Origin of the sequence: Cryobacterium mannosilyticum, assembly GCF_004402705.1 — a bacterium.
GTDB classification, from domain to species: Bacteria; Actinomycetota; Actinomycetes; order Actinomycetales; family Microbacteriaceae; genus Cryobacterium; species Cryobacterium mannosilyticum.
The window spans coordinates 156,075-172,564 of the sequence record NZ_SOFM01000016.1 but is presented as its reverse complement, the minus strand read 5'-3'; the positions used below and the strand labels follow the sequence as shown (position 1 = coordinate 172,564).

Sequence of the window (16,490 nt, the reverse complement as noted above, 5' to 3'; positions counted from 1 at the left end):
GGATGGCGGACCAGGTCACTCACGAGAGCCCTGCCCGGCTGAAACCGAACACCATGCAGGGACGCCGGTCCCAGTCTCACACAGCATGAATCGGTATTTCCTGCGAATTCACGCTCGATTCCTGCGTGCTGCGCGATCGCCGCGCACCGAACCGAGCGGATCCGTCCGCACCCGGAAGGGGCCGGTGATGGGGCCGGCGGGGCCCACCGACACGGATGCCTGTGCCGGACCCCCGGCGGGCACGCGACATCGCGCAGGTATCTAGTGATTCCCGCCGTTGAGCGCAAATTTGCTGCGCCGCTCCCCCCGCAAGCGCAACGATTTCACCTAGACTCGCGGAATGGACAACCTCGACCGTGGCATTCTCGACCTTCTTCGCCAGAATGCCCGCGCCGGCTACGGCGATATCGGCTCGGTCGTCGGCCTGTCGGCGTCGGCCGTGAAACGGCGGGTCGACAAGCTCGTCGCGGACGGCATCATCCGTGGTTTCACGATCCAGGTCGACCCGGCCATCGACGGCATGAGCACGGAGGCCTACGTCGAGCTGTTCTGCCGGGGCACCGTCGCGCCCGACGAGTTGCTGCGCATCCTCTCCGGCGTGCCGGAGGTGGTGGACGCCGGCACGGTGACCGGCAGCGCCGACGCGATCGTGCACATCCGGGCCCGCGACATTTCGGGGCTGGAGGCCGCCCTCGAGAAGGTGCGGCTGGCTCCGAACGTGGACCACACCCGCAGCGCGATCGTGCTCTCCCGGCTGATCCACCGCGCCGCCGAGTAGCCCCGCGGCGTGGGGCGGGCGGCTAGGAGATCGGGACCGGGCGACGGGTGACCGGGGCCAGGAACCGGATCAGGGTGACTGCGGCGATCGACCCGGCGCAGAGGATGCCGGCGAGCACCACGATCTGGAACCGGCCGGCCTCGAGGGGGCTCGCCCCGCCGAAGATCGCGCCGACGAACGCCCCGGGCAGCGTGACCAGGCCCGTGGTCTTCGTCTGGTCGGTCGACGGGATCATCGCGAAGTACACGGCCCGGCGGGCGAGCTCCCTCGTCGACTGGCGGGGAGTCGCCCCGAGCGCGAGCCAGCCCTCGACCTCGTCCCAGTGCTCGGTGACGGCCTCCCCGAACCGGCGGCCGGTGAGAGTGGCGATCGACATCGCATTGCCGATGATGATCCCGCCGAAGGAGAGCACATATCGCGGGGAGAATTCGATCGCGCCCACGGTGAAGACCACCCCGAGGGTGGCCAGGATCCCGATTCCCATCGACACGGCAACCCAGCCGAAATGCTGCCGGGTGGCGCCGATCCGGCGGTTGACGGTGCTCACCGCCGCGACGAACATGACGGTGAGCCCGACGCCGACCCAGAACGGGTCGGAGATGATCCCGCTGAGGATCAGGCTGATCGCCGCGAGCTGCAGGGCGCCGCGGAGCACCGCGAGCGCCGGGGCGAACGGATGCGGCACCCGGTAGGCCGCAAGCACCAGGGAGACGATCGCGATGAGCAACAGGATGCCCACCAGGCTCGGCAGGAGCCCCGCCACTTGGGCGGGCAGGTCGCGGGGCCAGGTCACCCTCCGAGCCTAGCGACCTACGGGCTGAGCTCGGCCAGCGCGGCGAGGATGCGACGCTGCCGGGTCTCGGCGGCCTTCGCGCCCTCCACGGCCAGCACCTGCCGTCGCTGGTTGCTGTAGGACAGCGCCTCGAAGGCCGCGCGGGCGCCCGGCTGCGCGTCGAGCGCCGCGGCCAGGTCCGCGGGCACCGCCACCTCGCGGGCTTCGGTGTCGAGAGCCAGGTCGACCTCGATCTCGTCACCCGCTGCCACCCCGGCGAGCGCCCGGTTCTCCGCGCTCATCGCGACCATGTACGCGCCGCGATAGGGCGCGACCGAACTGCGATAGCTGTGCGCACCGATGGTGACGACGACCGGATGCCGCCTGCCGGCGCCCAGGGACGCGACGACCTCGTCCGGCACGCGGATCCCGGTGGCGGTCTTGCCGCCCAGTTCGAGCACGGTCGTGAACTTCATGAGTCGAGTATGCCCCGCTGTCGGCACCGCAGCGTCGCTCACCGGACCGGCCTCGGTAGATTGATACATAGTCCGCACAAAGGAGCTTTCGTGCCCATGATCCTGACGCTTGACCCGCACTCGCCGACACCGCCGTTCGAGCAACTGCGCAGCCAGGTGATCGAGGGCGTGCGGAGCGGCGCCCTCGCCCCGGGCGACAAGCTGCCGACCGTGCGCCGCCTCGCCGACGACCTCGGCCTGGCCGCGAACACGGTCGCCAGGGCCTACCGCGAACTCGAGCGCGACGAGGTGATCGAGACCCGGGGCCGGCTCGGCTCCTTCATCGCCGTGACCGGGGATGCCACCCACAAGCAGGCGCAGCTGGCCGCGATCGCCTACGCCGAGCGGGTACGGGCACTCGGCGTGGGCGAGACCGAGGCGCTCGCGATCGTGAGGGCGGCCCTCGGCATCCGCCCGTGACGGCGGGCGCTCACGCCGGCATCCGCCCATAACGGCGGGCGCTCACGCCGGAGTCGTCCACGACGAAACGGACCGTTACCGGTACGACGCCGCGAGCCGCCGGAAGCCCTCGTCCAGGGTCACCTCGGGCATCCAATCGAGGTCGGCGCGGGTGCGGCGCTGGTCGAACCAGTGCGCGGTCGAGAGCTGTTCGGCCAGGAACCGGGTCATCGGCGGTTCGTCGGCTCCCGGCCGCACCCGCCAGGCCGCCTCGATCAGCGACCCGGCGCCGCGGGCGAGCGCCGCGGGCACCCGCCACTCCGGGGCAGGAACCCCCGCGGCCGCGCACATCCCGGCGAGCAGCTCGGCCACCGGCCGCGGCTCGCCGTTGGTGATCACATAGGCGCGCCCGTGCACGGCGTCGGCGCGCTCGAGCGCGGCGGCGATCGCCGAGGCGGCGTTGTCGATGTAGGTCGTGTCGATCAGGGCGGCGCCGTGGCCGAGCAGCGGCAGCCGGCCCGCGCGGGCCCGGTCGACGACGCGGGCCACGAGCTGGGTGTCGCCCGGACCCCAGACCAGGTGCGGCCGCACCGCGACCACGCGCAGCGCCGGCGAGTCGGCGGCCAGCGCGACCAGCTCGGCGCGCGCCTTCGTGCGGGCATAGTCGCCGCGGGCCCGGACGGGGTCGGCCGGGAGCGCGTCCTGCCCGACGATGGATGCCCCGGCGTGCGCCACCGAGGGCGACGAGACGTAGACGAAACGGGAGACCCCGGCATCCGCCGCCGCGGCCAGCAGGGTGCGGGTGCCCCCCACGTTCACGGCTTCGAACTCGGCCGGGTCGCCGGCGAGGGAGACCTTGGCGGCCAGGTGCACCACCGCGTCCATGCCGGCGACGGCCCGGGCGACTGCGGCCGGGTCGCCGATCGAGCCGCGCAGGTCGGTCACGCCGGGCGACACCCCGGCGAGCCCGGAGGGCCGGCGCTGGAGGGTGCGCACCTCGTGCCCCGCGGCCGCGATCCGGGCGGCGACAAAGCGGCCGAGGAACCCGCTGGCCCCGGTGACGAGCACCCTCACGGGCGGGTCATCCGCCCGCCGGAGAGCACGGTCTCCGCCCAGCGGGCGAGCCGGCTGCGGTCGATCTTGGAGTTGTGACGGATGTCGGTGGGCAGGCGCGGCACGACCAGCACTGCGGCGAGCGGCAGCCCTGCGGCGTCGCGAACCAGGGCCGCGAGCCCGGGCATGGCCAGCGCGACCCGGTGCGCGTGCGGCAGGGTCTCGACGACGGCGACCGGTTGCTGGGTTCCGGCCGGGCCGACGCCGACGACGGCGGCGCGGGCGATCTCGGCCACGCCCTCGATCCGCTGTTCGGGGCCGACCGGGGTGAGCACCCCGGTCGCGGTGGCGATGACGTGGGGCAGGCGGCCCTCGATCCAGAGCCGGCCGGCCGAGTCGAAGTGGCCGACGTCGCCGCTGCGGTGCCAGCGTTCCCCGGCGACCGCGCCGCGCCGGGCGGCCCGGTCGGTGAGCCAGAGCCGGGAGTAGTGGTCGAGGGTGTGCGGCGCGGAGACGACGATCTCGCCCGTGACGCCCGCGGCATCCGAGAGCTCCCCGGTGGCGGCCCCGTCGGCGTCGAGGGCGCTGATCCGGATGCGGGTGGTCGCCGCCGGGCGGCCGACGCAGACCCCGCCCGGGCCGGCCAGGTCGGCGAGGGAGGTCGGGGCGGCGTCGCGGATGCCCTCGAGGGTGATGTCGGTCATCAACAGGCCCTCGGTCATCCCGTAGGGCGTGTGCGCGCTCGCCCGCGGCATCAGCCGGGCGGCGCCGGCGAGCAGCGGCTCGGCGACCGGGGCGCCCGCGGAGAGGAAGCTGCGCACGCCGGCGAGGGCCCGGTGGTCGGCGGGGGTGAGGGCGGCCTCGGTGGCGACGACGTTGGCCAGGGCGGCCGGGGAAAGGAAGACGACGGTGGCGTCGATCGCGGCGACGGCCGCGGCGACGGCGGTCGCGGTGAGGGTCTTCGGCGAGGTGACGTCCATGTCGGGGGTGACCGAGCGGGCGCCGAGGGCCGGGCCGAGCAGGGCGAACGGCGCGAAGCCGGCGACGAGGCCGGTGCCGACGCCGACCCCGTACTGGGCGTGCAGCGCGTGGGCGACCGCGGCCAGCTGGGCGTGGGTGTAGACGACGCCCTTGGCCGGACCGGTCGAGCCGGAGGTGAACAGCACGGCCGCCGTGTCGCCGGGGGCGGGCGGGGCCGGCAGTTCCTCGGCGGCGCCGAGGGAGAGGAGTTCGGCGAGGGTGAAGGACACGTCCAGTGCGCGGTGCACCGCGCGGGGCAGGCGGGCGACGGAGATCTTCTGGCCGGGCCAGCCGAGGGCGCGGGCGGCGATGAGGCCGGGGGTGGCCCCGATCACGTGGTCGGGATGCGCGCCGCGCACGGCCCGGGTCAGGCCGCGGAGGCCGAGCCCGGCATCGGCGACGACGACGATCGCGCCGATCCGCAGGCAGGCGTAGAGCACCGCGGTGAGATCTGCGCCGGGCGGCACGAGCAGGGACACCCGGTCGCCCGCGCGCACGCCGATCAGGTCGAGGCCGGCGGCGAGCCGGCGCACCTGGCGGGAGAGCATCCGCCAGCTGACCACGCGCGGGCCACCGCCGCCGGGCGGCGACATGTCGACGAGGGCGGTCTCGTCGCTCTCGCGCAGCTCGTCGAGGTAGTGCCAGAGCGGATGGTGCGGGTTGGCGGCCCAGGCCGGCTGCGGGGTGGACGGGGTCGGGGTCGGGACAGTCGGGGTCGGGACAGGCTCGACCACCGCGGGCTCGGTCGGGACAGGCTCGACCACCGCGGGCTCGACAACCGGAGGTTCGAGCACCGCGGTCTCCCCCAGCCAGGTCAGCGCGGCCGCCGCGTAGTCCACGTCTTCCGCGACCAGGTGTCCGGCGCCCTCGTACCGGTGCACGTCGGCGTGCGGAAGCCGGGCGACGAGGTCGTCGAGGTAGCGGTCGCTGAAAACCGGGTCGCGGGGACCCCACAGCATCAGTGCGGGCACGCGGAGTTCAGAGACCCCTCCGGCGATCCGGTCGAGTTCGGCGGCGCTCTCGTGGGCGAAGTCCACCGGGATGTCGGCGACGAACGCGCCGATCCCGCCGCGCCGGGCGGCGCCGCGGTATGGCGCCCGGTAGGCGCGCTTGACGGCGGCGGCGAGCGGCGGATGCGCCAGCGCGAGCGTCGTCTCGAGGAACGCGGGCGTCGTCACGGTCGCGGCGGCCAGCACGGGACCGGAGAGCGCGAGCCGCAGCGGCGCCGGGATCGGCGAGTCCTCCGGCTGGTGCACGGCGGTGTTGAGCAGCATGACCGCACCGAGCGAATCGGGGTGGTCGACGGCCCAGCCGAGGGAGACGACGCCGCCCCAGTCGTGGCCGAAGGTGACCACCGGGCCGGCCAGGCCGAGGGTCTCGGTGAGGTCGCCGAGGTCGGCGACGCGGCGGGCGAGCGGGCGCACCGTGCCGGTGCGTTCGGAGAAACCCATCTCGAGCTGGTCGACGGCGATGACCCGCCAGGCGGCCTGACCGGCGGCCGCGGCATCCGTCGCCGCCGAAACGAACTCGCGCCAGAGATAGGACCAGGTCGGGTTGCCGTGCACGCAGAGCACGGTGCCGACCGGGGTGACCCCGAGCTCGGCGAGCCGCGCGGCGTTGTCGAGCAGGTGCCAGGTGCGGGTGGCCGGAGTGGCGGCCCCGCTCTCGGCGACCTCGACCAGGCGGGAGAACGCGGGGTCGAGGCCGGGCAGCCCGCGCGGCGGAAGGGTCGCGGGGGCCGGCACGGCTGCCGCCCGCGGGAGGCGGTGGGTCCTGCCGGGACCGGTCACCAGGCGAGTTCCATCATGGCGGTGTTCAGGCCGCTGCCGACGCCCATCAGCAGCACCCGGTTGCCCGGCTTCAGGGTCCTGGCCTCTTCCGCGAGGGTGATCGGGATCGAGGCCGGGCCGACGTTGCCGAACAGGGGGTAGGTGAGCGGCACCCGCGCACGGTCGAGGCCGGTGGCCTTCACGATCGCGTCGGTGTGCACATCCGAGACCTGGTGCAGGATGTAGCGGTCCATGCTCGACCAGTTCCAGTCCCGCTTCGCCTCGGTCCAGGCCGAGACGACGAGTTCCATTCCGCCCTTGAGCAGCGCCTTCGCGTCGGTGAACATGCCGTCGACGCTGCCGACGCAGAGCCCGTTGAACTGGGTCGCAGCGCGGGTCACGCCGCCGAGCATGCGGTGGCCCTCCGGATGCCGGTCGGCCCGCCCGAGCACGGCCGCGGCGGCGCCGGAGCCCAGGGTGAGGCTCGCGAACTCGCTCATGAAGTCCTTACGGGAAATGGAGGGCCGGCCGAGCCGCTCGATCGTGTTGGTCTGGATCTCGTCGGCGTCCTCGCCGTCGATCACGACCGCATAGTCGACCTGGCCGGAGTCGATCAGCTGCGCGGCGAGGGTCATCCCGTTCACGAAGCCCAGGCAGGCGTTCGCGATGTCGAAGTTGGTGGCCGAGGACGGCAGGCCGAGGCCGTGGTGGATGCGCACGGCGACGGACGGCTCGAGGTGCTTGCGGGTGACCGAGGTGTTGATCAGCAGGCCGACCTGGCCCGGCTCGATCCCGGCCTCGTTCAGGGCGCGCTTGCCGGCGATGACGGCGGCGTCATCGAAGGTGGTGCCCGCATCCCAGTTGCGCCGTTCCTGCACCCCGGCGACGCGCTGGAGAAGGCCGGTCGGGAGCCGCAGCCGGGTGAGGGCGGGCTGCAGCCGGCCGTCGATCTCCGCCGACGTCGTGATGCGGGGCGCGAGCATGCTCGTGACCGACAGCAGGGCGACGTTGGTGTGCGTCGTCGTTGCGTTTCCGTCCAACTGTGGTTCCCCTGTCGAGTTTGCGGCCGCGGCAAGCCGGGGCCCCGGTCATCCTCCATCAGAAACCTGATCGTTGTCCGGTGCCCGCTGTACACGCCGACCCCGGAGGGACGGCCGCCAACGCCCTATTTTACGCGCTCGGCGGCCGCTCCCTCGCAGGGCGGGGAGAGGCGTCTAGATGATGCCGTCGGAGAGGGTGCTCGGGTTGCCGAAGCGGTGGGCCGTGATCGAGATCGCCTGCTCCCGCAGGAACGGCAGCAGTTCCACCCGTCCGGCCTGGGTCACGGGGTGCGCGTAGACGGCGATGTCGGGACTGCCGCCGAGGGCGTGGGCGAGGGCGGATGCGGCATCCGTCGCCCCGGCGAGGGGGGTTCCCCCGATCAGGCGTACCCGGGTGGTCGTGACGCCACCGGCTGCGGCGCGCTCGAGCCACTCGGCGTCGCTCTCGACGGTGACCGGGATCTCCCGGTCGGCGAGGTGGCCCCGCACGATCGGCGGCACCGGGATTGCGCTGGACACCAGGAAGCGGGACTTCGAGAGGGTGGCCGCGGCGATCACCCGGAGCAGGTTCGAGAGCGTGCCGTCCTCGGCCAGGCGCACCGTGACCGGAAGCGGGAGGTAGCGGAACAGGTTGCGCTCGTAGCCGAGGTTCGACACGTCCTTCACCGCGCCGAACTCCTCGCGCCAGGCAAGGGCGTCGCTCAGGGCCGACCGGCGCAGCACGTCGAAGTCCGCGTAGTCGAGCACCGGCTGCGAGCCTTCGATCACGTCGGTGACGCGCTGTTCCAGCCCGCGCAGGTGCAGGGTCGAGCTGTTCCGGCCGGGGTTGGTCACCCAGCTGCCGAGCCCGAACAGGTAGTTCGGTCCGCCCGCCTTGGTGCCGGGGCCGACGGCCGAGCGCTTCCAGCCGCCGAACGGCTGGCGCTGCACGATCGCGCCGGTGATGCCGCGGTTCACGTAGAGGTTGCCGGCCTCGATCGTGTCGAGCCATTCGGCCAGTTCGGCCGGGTCGAGCGAGTGCAGGCCGGAGGTGAGGCCGTAGTCCACCGCGTTCTGGAACCGGATGGCCTCGGCGAGATTGCGGGCGTGCATGACGCCGAGCACCGGGCCGAAGAACTCGGTCAGGTGGAAGTAGGAGCCGGGGGCGACGCCGGTGCGGATGCCGGGCGACCAGAGTTTGCCCTCCTCGTCCAGCCGCTCGGGCTCGACCAGCCAGCTCTCCTCGGCACCGAGCGTGGTGAGGGCGTGCAGCAACTTGCCCTCCGCCGGTTCGATGATCGGGCCCATCTGGGTGGTCGGGTCGGCCGGCCGGCCCACCCGCAGGGAGGTCGCGGCATCCACCAGTTGGCGCAGGAAGCGCTCCGACTTGGCGACGGAGCCGACGAGGATGACCAGGCTCGCGGCGGAGCACTTCTGGCCGGCGTGGCCGAAGGCGCTCTTGATCACGTCGATCGCGGCGAGGTCGAGGTCGGCGGACGGGGTCACGATGATGGCGTTCTTGCCGCTTGTCTCCGCGAGCAGCGGCAGGTCCTCCCGGAAGCCGCGGAAGAGCTGCGCGGTCTCGTAGGCGCCGGTCAGGATGACCCGGTCGACGGCAGGGTGCGAGATGAGCTGGGTGCCGAGCGCGCGGTCGGCGAGGTCGACGAGCGCGAGCAGCTCGCGGGGAACCCCGGCCTCCCAGAGTGCCTCGACCATGACGGCGCCGGTGCGCTGGGCGAGCTTGGCGGGCTTGACGATCACGCCGGAGCCGGCGGCGAGGGCGGCGAGTACTCCGCCGGCCGAGATCGCGACCGGGAAGTTCCACGGCGGGGTGACCACGGTGAGCCTGGACGGCACGAAGATCGCGCCCTGCACGGCGTCGAGGCCCTTCGCCCGCTCCGCGTAGTAGTGCGCGAAGTCGATCGCCTCGCTGACCTCAGGGTCGGCCTCGGCGATGGTCTTGCCGGTCTCGGCGGCCATCACCTCGATCAGGCGGTCCCGATTCGCGGCGAGCGCGAGGCCGGCGCGGTGCAGCACCGCGGCCCGCTCGGCGCCGGGCAGCTGGCCCCAGGCCTCGCCGCTGGCGGCGACGGATGCGATCAACCGGTCGAGCTGGTCGGCATCGGTCACGGCGGCCTCGGTGATGGCGTCCACGCCGAGCCGGGAGGATTCGACGCGGGCGAGGATGCGGCGGCCCCAGGCGCGGTTGGCCGGCATCGACGGGTCGGTGTCGGGCTCGTTGTGGAAGCCGGACCGGGCGGCAGCGGGCGCGCCGGCGCCGGGCGCGGCGTCCAGGGCGGCGGAGACGGATCCGCGGGTGAGGCCGAGCACCGCTGCGGTGAGGCCGGCGTCGGCCTCAGCGCCGTCGGCCGCGTCCTCGGCCCGGGCCTCGGCCTCGAGCTGGGTCACCGCGGAGCGGTCCTGGCTGCGGTTGGGCTTCGGCACGACGGTGTCGAGAGTCGCGAGCGAGGCGAGGAAGCGCTGCTTCTCCCGCTCGAACAGGGCGGGTGTCGTGGTCAGTTCGAACACGGCCGACATGAAGTTGTCCTGGCTGGCGTTCTCCTCGAGGCGGCGGATCAGGTAGCTGATGGCCACGTCGAATTCGGCCGGGTTCACGACCGGCGTATACAGCAGCAGGCGTCCGACGTCCTTGCGCACGGCGTCGGCCTGGCTGGTGGCCATTCCGAGCAGCATCTCGAACTCGACCCGGTCGTCGACGCCGCGCTGCTGGGAGAGGAGGTGCGCCCAGGCCACGTCGAAGAGGTTGTGGCCGGCGACGCCGATCTTGACGGCATCCGTGTTCTGGGGGGTGAGCGCCCAGCTGAGCACCCGCTTGTAGTTCGTGTCGCTGTCCTGCTTGGTGCCGTAGGTCGCGAGCGGCCAGTCGTGCACGGCGGCGTCGACGTGCTCCATGGCGAGGTTGGCGCCCTTGACGACGCGCACCTTGATCGGGGCGCCCCCGGCGGCGCGGCGGCCCTGGGACCAGTGGGTCAGGCCCTGCAGCGCGGCGAGCGCGTCGGGCAGGTAGGCCTGCAGCACGATGCCGGCCTCGAGGTGGAGCAGCTGGGGCAGGTCGAGGATGCGCTCGAAGACCGCGATCGTCAGGTCGAGGTCGCGGTACTCCTCCATGTCCAGGTTGATGAACTTGGGCGTGGCGGAGGCCGATGCCAGTTCGTAGAGCGGGGTGAGGCGTTCGACGACCCGGTTCACGGCCTCGTCGAAGGACCACATCGAGAGCTGGCTGGCGATCGACGACACCTTGATCGAGACGTAGTCGACGTCCTCACGCAGCAGCAGCGCCCTGGTGCCGTCGAGGCGGCGGAGGGCCTCCTTCTCACCGAGCACGGCCTCGCCGAGCAGGTTGATGTTGAGCCGGTTGCCGGACTCCCTCAGGTGGGCGATCGCCGGGCCCAGCTTGTCGGGCGTGGCGTCGACGACGAGGTGTCCGACCATCTGGCGCAGCACCTTGCGGGCTGCGGGGATGACCACCCAGGGCAGCACGGGGCCGAGCACACCGCCGAGGCCGATCGCCCCGCGCATGTACGACGGCAGGAATCCCGGCGCCTTCTTCGCCACTGTCTGCAGATTGTAACCGGCGACCATCAGGTCCTCCGGCCGCATCACGCCGTCGACGAAGCCGACGGTGAAGTCGAGCCCGTTCGGGTCCTTGAGCACGCCGGCGAGGCGTTCGGCCGACACGTCGGCGGGAATGGTGGCACTGTCGGCGAGCCACTTCTTGACGAGCGCGACGACCTCGGCGCTCAGGTCCTGCTGCACATGGGGAGAGGGGTTGGTCATGGTCACGAGGTTAGTCTTTCGTTTCGGCACGCCTCATACCAGAGGATTCTATTTTCAGTGTGCCGCCCGCATTCGTTTAGCAAAAGCGATTCTTCTTGATCGATATTCATTAGGATTACTGATCTAACAAGGTCGAGCCGGAGGAAGTGCCCATGCTGGATGTCCGCCGCCTGCGGCTGCTGCGCGAGCTGAAGATCCGGGGCACCCTCGCCGGGGTGGCGGAGGCCCTGGCCTACAGCCCCTCGGCCGTCTCCCAGCAGCTCGCCCTGCTCGAAAAGGAGGCCGGGGTTCCGCTGCTGCAGAAGGTGGGCCGCCGGGTGCGGCTCACCCCGCAGGCCGAGGTGCTGGTCGAGCACACGACCCACCTCCTCGAGCGCCTGGAGCTGGCCGAGGCCGAGATGACGGCGTCGCTGACGACCGTGTCGGGTACTGTGCGTGTGGCCCTCTTCCAGTCGGCCGCGCACGCCCTGATCCCGCAGGCGCTCACCCTGCTGGCCGGCGAGTTCCCCGGCCTCCGGGTGGAGGTGACCGAGCGTGAGCCGGAGCGCGGATTGTTCGAGGTCTCCGCCCGCGACTTCGACCTCGTGCTGGCCGAGCAGTATCCGGGGCACACCCGCGCGCACTGGCCCGACCTCGACCGGGTGAACCTGTCGACGGATGCGCTCCGGCTCGCCGTGCCGCCGCCGCGCGCCGGCCGCAGCGCTCCCGCGTCGCTCGAGGAGGCGGCGGGCCTGCCCTGGGTGATGGAGCCGCAGGGCACGGCGTCGCGGCACTGGGCCAGGCAGCTCTGCCGGTCGGCCGGTTTCGAGCCGGACGTGCGGTTCGAGACCGCGGACCTGATCGCGCACATCCGGTTGATCGAATCCGGGAATGCCGTCGGCATCCTGCCCGATCTGATCTGGGCGGGCCACGAGCCCACCGTGCACCTGGTCGACCTTCCCGGCCGGCCGAACCGCACGGTGTTCTCCGCGACCCGGCGGTCGAGTGCCAGCCGGCCCGGCGTGCTCGCCGTCCGCGACGCGCTGGCCAGGGCCGTCGGGCTGGTGGCCGGGCCGGCCCCGCGTTTCGGGCCGACGTTGTAGGCTGCCCGCGTGCGAGTGATTGTCCTCGGGGCGACGGGCGAGATGGGCCGTCGGGTCTCCAGTGTGCTGGAGTCCCGGGGCCACAGCGTGGGGCGCGTCTCCCGGTCGACGGGGGTCGACGTCGTCACCGGGGAAGGCCTCGCGGCGGCATTCGCCGGGGCGGACACCGTGCTCGATTGCCTCAACCGGCCCACACTGTCGGCCCGGAGAGCCACCGCGTTCTTCGCCACGACCGCGCGCCAGGTCACCGACGCCGCCCGGGCCGCGAACGTCCTGCACCTGGTCTGCCTGTCGATCGTGAACGTGACCGACCCAGAGGTCAATTCCCGGCTCGGCTATTACCGGGGCAAGGCCGCGCAGGAGGCTGTCTACCGCGCCGCGGCCGTGCCCGCGACGGTGGTCTCGTCAACGCAATGGTTCGAGCTGGCTCGCTCGCTGCTGCACCAGATCCGGATGGGACCGGTCGCGGTCGTGCCGCGGATGCTCGCCCAACCGGCGGCCGCCGGCTCGGTGGCCGCTTACCTGGCCGACGTCGTCGCCGAGGGACACCGGCCGGGCATCGTGCGAACGATCGCCGGACCGGAGCAGCACGACCTGGCCGACCTGGCCCGTCGCCTGGCCGCCGTCGAGGAGCCCCGGACCCGGGTGCTCCGGCTCCCGCTGCTCGGCGCGGCCATCGCCCACGGCGCTCTCCTTCCGGGCGCGGAAGCGCGAGTCGACCCGGTTCGATTCGAGGACTGGCTAGTCTCGAGGCATGACTGAACCCACTCACGACGTCGTGATTGTCGGCGGCGGACACAACGGCCTCACCGCCGCCGCCTACCTTGCCCTCGCCGGGAAGAGCGTGATCCTGCTTGAGCGCGATGACCACGTGGGCGGCGCGGCCATCTCGGCCGAGGCCTTCCCCGGCGTCGACGCGCGGCTGTCGCGCTATTCCTACCTGGTCAGCCTGCTCCCCCGGCGGATCATCGACGAACTGGGCCTGTCGATCGAGCTCGCCCGGCGGCGTTATTCCTCGTACACGCCCAACCCCGCCGACACCACCGGCGGCCTGCTGGTCGACCGCGGCGACGACGCCGCCACGCGCATGAGCTTCGACCGGGTCGGCGCCGGCGACGACTTCGACGCCTGGAACGCGTTCTACCGCGACACGGAGGCCCTCGCGACGGCACTCTTCCCCACGGTCTGCGAGCCGATGCCGACCCGCTCGGAGGCCCGCCGGCTGGTCGGGGACGACTTCGTCTGGGACCAGTTCATCGAGCGTCCGCTCGGCACGGCCATCACCGAACGGTTCGGGAGCGACCTGGTGCGCGGCGTCGTCGCCACCGACGGCCTGATCGGCACGTTCACCTCGACGGACGACCTGTCCCTCGACGCCAACCGGTGCTTCCTGTACCACGTCATCGGGAACGAGACCGGGGACTGGGACGTGCCCATCGGCGGGATGGGCGCCGTCACCGGCGCCCTCGAGAATGCCGCCCGCCAGGCCGGCGCCCGCATCGTCACCGGGGCGCTGGTCACCTCGGTCAGTCCGGACGGCGAGGTGCGGTACCGCCGCGGTGACGTGGAGCGCGTCGTCGTCGGCGGGCACGTGCTCGCCAACGTCGCCCCGTGGGTCCTGCAGGAGCTCCTGGCCGCCGGGACCGCCGACGCTCCCCTCCCCGCGGCCGCCGCCGCCGGACCGGCCATCGCCAAACCGGAGGGCGCCCAGGTCAAGGTGAACCTGCTGCTCACCCGGTTGCCGACGCTGCGCGACCCGTCGGTCTCACCGGAGGCCGCGTTCGGCGGCACCTTCCACATCAACGAGACGTTCAGCCAGTTGGAGGGCGCCTGGGAGCAGGCGACCCGCGGCGTGATCCCCGAACTGCTGCCCTGCGAGATCTACTGTCACTCACTGACCGACCCGAGCATCCTCTCGCCGGAGCTCGTCGCGGCCGGCGCGCAGACCCTGACCGTGTTCGGGCTGCACGCGCCGAGCCGGTGGCTGAGCGAGGAGAACAACGACGCCACCCGGGCCAGGCTGCAGGCGGCCGTGCTCGCCTCGCTCAACTCGGTGCTCGCCGAGCCGATCGAGGACCTGCTGCTGACGGATGCCGTGGGGAACCCCTGCGTGGAGACGAAGACCACCCTCGACCTCGAGCACGCCCTCAACCTGCCGGGCGGCAACATCTTCCACGGCCCCCTGGACTGGCCGTTCCTCGAGGACGACGAGCCGAGGGACACCCCGGCCCAGCGCTGGGGCGTCGCCACCGCGCACCCGCGGATCCTGATCTGCGGCGCGGGGGCACGGCGCGGCGGCGGGGTGAGCGGGATCGGCGGGCACAACGCGGCGATGGCGGTGCTCGAGGACTCCTGACCCGCCGCCGCGCAGAATCCCGGGACGTCGAGCGTCAGGCGCGACCGGCGTCAGCTGTGGTCGTCGCCATGACCGCGGTCGTCACCGCGGCAGTCGCCTCCCTTCCGCTCGGAATCGCCGGCCGCCCGCGAGACACCCCGGATCTTCCAGACCTCACCGTTGTGCGTGACGACCAGGGCTGTGTCACCCAGGAAATCGACGGAGGTCGGCAGATTCAGCTCGGCCGTGACAACGGAGAAGGTGCCGTCGTCGTTCACCCGGAGCAGCTCCCCACTGTTCGGCAGTGCCGGAGAGCCGGCGGGAACATTACCCGGCGAATCGCCCTGGGAGAGGGCGTAGAGCGCGCCGCAGCGCCCGAATTCCACGTCGACAAGCAAGCTGAACCCCGAGGCCACGTCGGTCACTTCCTCGGTGTCCGGGTTTCTGAGCGGGAACGAGACAACCTTGCCGTCGGCGGGGTCGTGCGGCACCGGGCCGGCCTCGGCCAGGTACACGGTCTTGCCGGCCACGGCCAGCCCGGTCGGAACGATGTTGCCGAACCCGATGAGCTCGCTCACCTCGCCCGACCTCGACACCGACAACACCCGGTTGTGATGGCCGTCGGAGACGAGGAATCCGCCCCGCACCGGCTGCAGAGCGAATTGCACCCCGCGATCAAGGTCGAACGCGGTGGCCGGCGGATGCGTGCGCGAGAACTCGCCGAGGTCGGCGATGACCGTGAAGGTGTTCGGGCCGTCAACCCGGTAGATCCCGTCGATCTGGTTCCCGCCGACATCCGGGCCGACAACCGACACGAGCACGTAGGCCGTGTCGCCGACGAACGCGACGTCGATCGGACCGCCGATGGGGATCACCGCCTTGGGCAGGCCGGATGCGAAGGTCGTGGTGGCACCGCTGCCGGGATCGATCCTGGTGATCTCGCCGGTCGTCCCCTCGGCGACGTAGAGCGCCCCGTCAGGTCCGATGGCGCCGCCGCTGGTGCCTTCGAGGCCGGAGACGAGCAGTTCGGCGACGGCCGGATGCGCATCGGTCCCGTGTCCGGTGGTGGCTCCGGCGATCGACGGAACGAGGATCGCCGGCACGATCAGGGCGGCCAGGGCCGCGGCATGGAACAGAGTTCGTTTGACACCCATGGTTTTTCCTCCGATTGAGTAGGTGTGGCCCAGGGATCATGCCGATGGCGGCGATGGGCGGCCGGCTTGTCACGGCGGGAGCGGTCCTCAGGTCACGGAACGACGTGAGGTGTTTCTCGCGGCCATCCTGCTCCCGGGCCGCGCCCAAGTCAAGGCATCGCCCTGGCGGGGGACCCTCCCCCGGGCCGGCGCTTGGCGTGGCCGCTGGCCCCCGGCCGGAGAAGGGCATAGTTTTGTAGTGAGGCCAGTGCCTCACTCACCGTGGAGGTTCCCATGTCAGCCAAGCCAACCGGACGCCTCGCCCAGCGCGAGGACGGGCTCTATCTCATGCTCGATCGGCTCTTCACCGCGCCGATCGACGACGTGTGGGCGAGCATGAGCCGACCCGCCGGCCTCGCCGGCTGGATCGGCACCTACACCGGCTCCCCCGAGACCGGCGCCGTGCGCTTCCGCCTCGACGAGCCGGGCGCCGAGTGGGAGTACGTCAGCATCCTCACCTGCATCCCGCCGAAGCGGTTCACCGTCAACATCGGCGAGGGCGACGCCGCCCGGCACGTCATCCTGCACCTCGTCGAGGGTGCGGGGATGACCACCCTCACGTTCGGCCAGCGGCTGCACAGCGCGGCGGACGCCGAGACAGTCGGCCCGTACTGGGACTACTACTTCGACCGCCTGGTCGCCGCCCGGCTCGGGAAGCCGCTCCCCGATCGCGCGCACTACCACCCGCACGCCGAGTACTACCGGGAGCTCGTCGTTCCCAAGCGGGCCGCCGAACCGATCCACTGACCGGTGGGTT

The 16,490-nt window shown here is 72.2% G+C and carries 13 protein-coding genes; 6 read left to right on the top strand and 7 right to left on the bottom strand.

The window, feature by feature from the left end:
• The first annotated feature begins 340 nt into the window (after window positions 1-340).
• Window positions 341-778 carry an Lrp/AsnC family transcriptional regulator gene (locus tag E3O32_RS06700; RefSeq protein ID WP_134507851.1) on the top strand — a complete coding sequence of 146 codons (438 nt, stop codon included), beginning with the start codon at window positions 341-343 and terminating at the stop codon, window positions 776-778.
• 22 nt (window positions 779-800) lie between these two features.
• On the opposite strand, the gene E3O32_RS06695 is transcribed toward E3O32_RS06700, so the two are convergent.
• The gene (locus E3O32_RS06695) at window positions 801-1,571 is read right to left on the bottom strand and encodes an ABC transporter permease (RefSeq protein ID WP_241974666.1); all 771 of its coding nucleotides are present in this window, start codon (window positions 1,569-1,571) and stop codon (window positions 801-803) included.
• Between the two features lie 17 nt (window positions 1,572-1,588).
• Window positions 1,589-2,026, bottom strand: coding sequence for a YdeI/OmpD-associated family protein (locus tag E3O32_RS06690; protein ID WP_134507849.1), 438 nt, complete (start codon window positions 2,024-2,026; stop codon window positions 1,589-1,591).
• Window positions 2,027-2,122: 96 nt separating this feature from the next.
• Between E3O32_RS06690 and E3O32_RS06685 the strand changes: the two genes are divergently transcribed.
• Entirely contained in the window at window positions 2,123-2,485 is a 363-nt protein-coding gene (locus E3O32_RS06685; RefSeq protein WP_134507971.1) for a GntR family transcriptional regulator, read from the top strand.
• A 75-nt stretch (window positions 2,486-2,560) separates the two neighbouring features.
• Here E3O32_RS06685 and E3O32_RS06680 read toward each other — a convergent pair whose 3' ends face one another.
• The 4 genes from E3O32_RS06680 to E3O32_RS06665 all read right to left on the bottom strand — a co-directional run bounded on the left by E3O32_RS06680 (window position 2,561) and on the right by E3O32_RS06665 (window position 11,123).
• On the bottom strand, window positions 2,561-3,538 hold the full coding sequence (locus tag E3O32_RS06680; RefSeq protein WP_134507847.1) for an NAD-dependent epimerase/dehydratase family protein: 978 nt from the start codon (window positions 3,536-3,538) through the stop codon (window positions 2,561-2,563).
• On the bottom strand, window positions 3,535-6,327 hold the full coding sequence (locus tag E3O32_RS06675; RefSeq protein ID WP_241974665.1) for an alpha/beta fold hydrolase: 2,793 nt from the start codon (window positions 6,325-6,327) through the stop codon (window positions 3,535-3,537). Before E3O32_RS06675 ends, E3O32_RS06680 begins: the two co-directional genes overlap by 4 nt.
• Window positions 6,324-7,346: a 3-oxoacyl-ACP synthase III gene (locus E3O32_RS06670; RefSeq protein WP_134507845.1), complete on the bottom strand. Its 1,023-nt coding sequence runs from the start codon at window positions 7,344-7,346 to the stop codon at window positions 6,324-6,326. The genes E3O32_RS06675 and E3O32_RS06670 overlap by 4 nt, the downstream gene beginning before the upstream one ends.
• A gap of 174 nt (window positions 7,347-7,520) precedes the next feature.
• The gene (locus E3O32_RS06665) at window positions 7,521-11,123 is read right to left on the bottom strand and encodes a proline dehydrogenase family protein (RefSeq protein ID WP_134507843.1); all 3,603 of its coding nucleotides are present in this window, start codon (window positions 11,121-11,123) and stop codon (window positions 7,521-7,523) included.
• Window positions 11,124-11,275: 152 nt separating this feature from the next.
• On the opposite strand from E3O32_RS06665, the gene E3O32_RS06660 reads away from it, so the two are divergent.
• The 3 genes from E3O32_RS06660 to E3O32_RS06650 are packed head-to-tail and all read left to right on the top strand — an operon-like array spanning window position 11,276 to window position 14,561.
• Window positions 11,276-12,205: a LysR family transcriptional regulator gene (locus tag E3O32_RS06660; protein WP_134507841.1), complete on the top strand. Its 930-nt coding sequence runs from the start codon at window positions 11,276-11,278 to the stop codon at window positions 12,203-12,205.
• Between the two features lie 9 nt (window positions 12,206-12,214).
• Complete coding sequence (locus E3O32_RS06655; protein ID WP_134507839.1) at window positions 12,215-12,967, top strand: SDR family oxidoreductase; 753 nt, start codon at window positions 12,215-12,217, stop codon at window positions 12,965-12,967.
• The gene (locus E3O32_RS06650; RefSeq protein ID WP_134507837.1) at window positions 12,960-14,561 is read left to right on the top strand and encodes a phytoene desaturase family protein; all 1,602 of its coding nucleotides are present in this window, start codon (window positions 12,960-12,962) and stop codon (window positions 14,559-14,561) included. The genes E3O32_RS06655 and E3O32_RS06650 overlap by 8 nt, the downstream gene beginning before the upstream one ends.
• Before the next feature lie 50 nt (window positions 14,562-14,611).
• Here E3O32_RS06650 and E3O32_RS06645 read toward each other — a convergent pair whose 3' ends face one another.
• Window positions 14,612-15,694, bottom strand: a complete 1,083-nt coding sequence (locus tag E3O32_RS06645) for a ScyD/ScyE family protein (RefSeq protein ID WP_134507835.1) — start codon at window positions 15,692-15,694, stop codon at window positions 14,612-14,614.
• 273 nt (window positions 15,695-15,967) lie between these two features.
• Here E3O32_RS06645 and E3O32_RS06640 point away from each other — a divergent pair, with 273 nt between their 5' ends.
• Window positions 15,968-16,480, top strand: coding sequence for an SRPBCC domain-containing protein (locus tag E3O32_RS06640; protein WP_134507833.1), 513 nt, complete (start codon window positions 15,968-15,970; stop codon window positions 16,478-16,480).
• Window positions 16,481-16,490 lie beyond the last annotated feature (10 nt).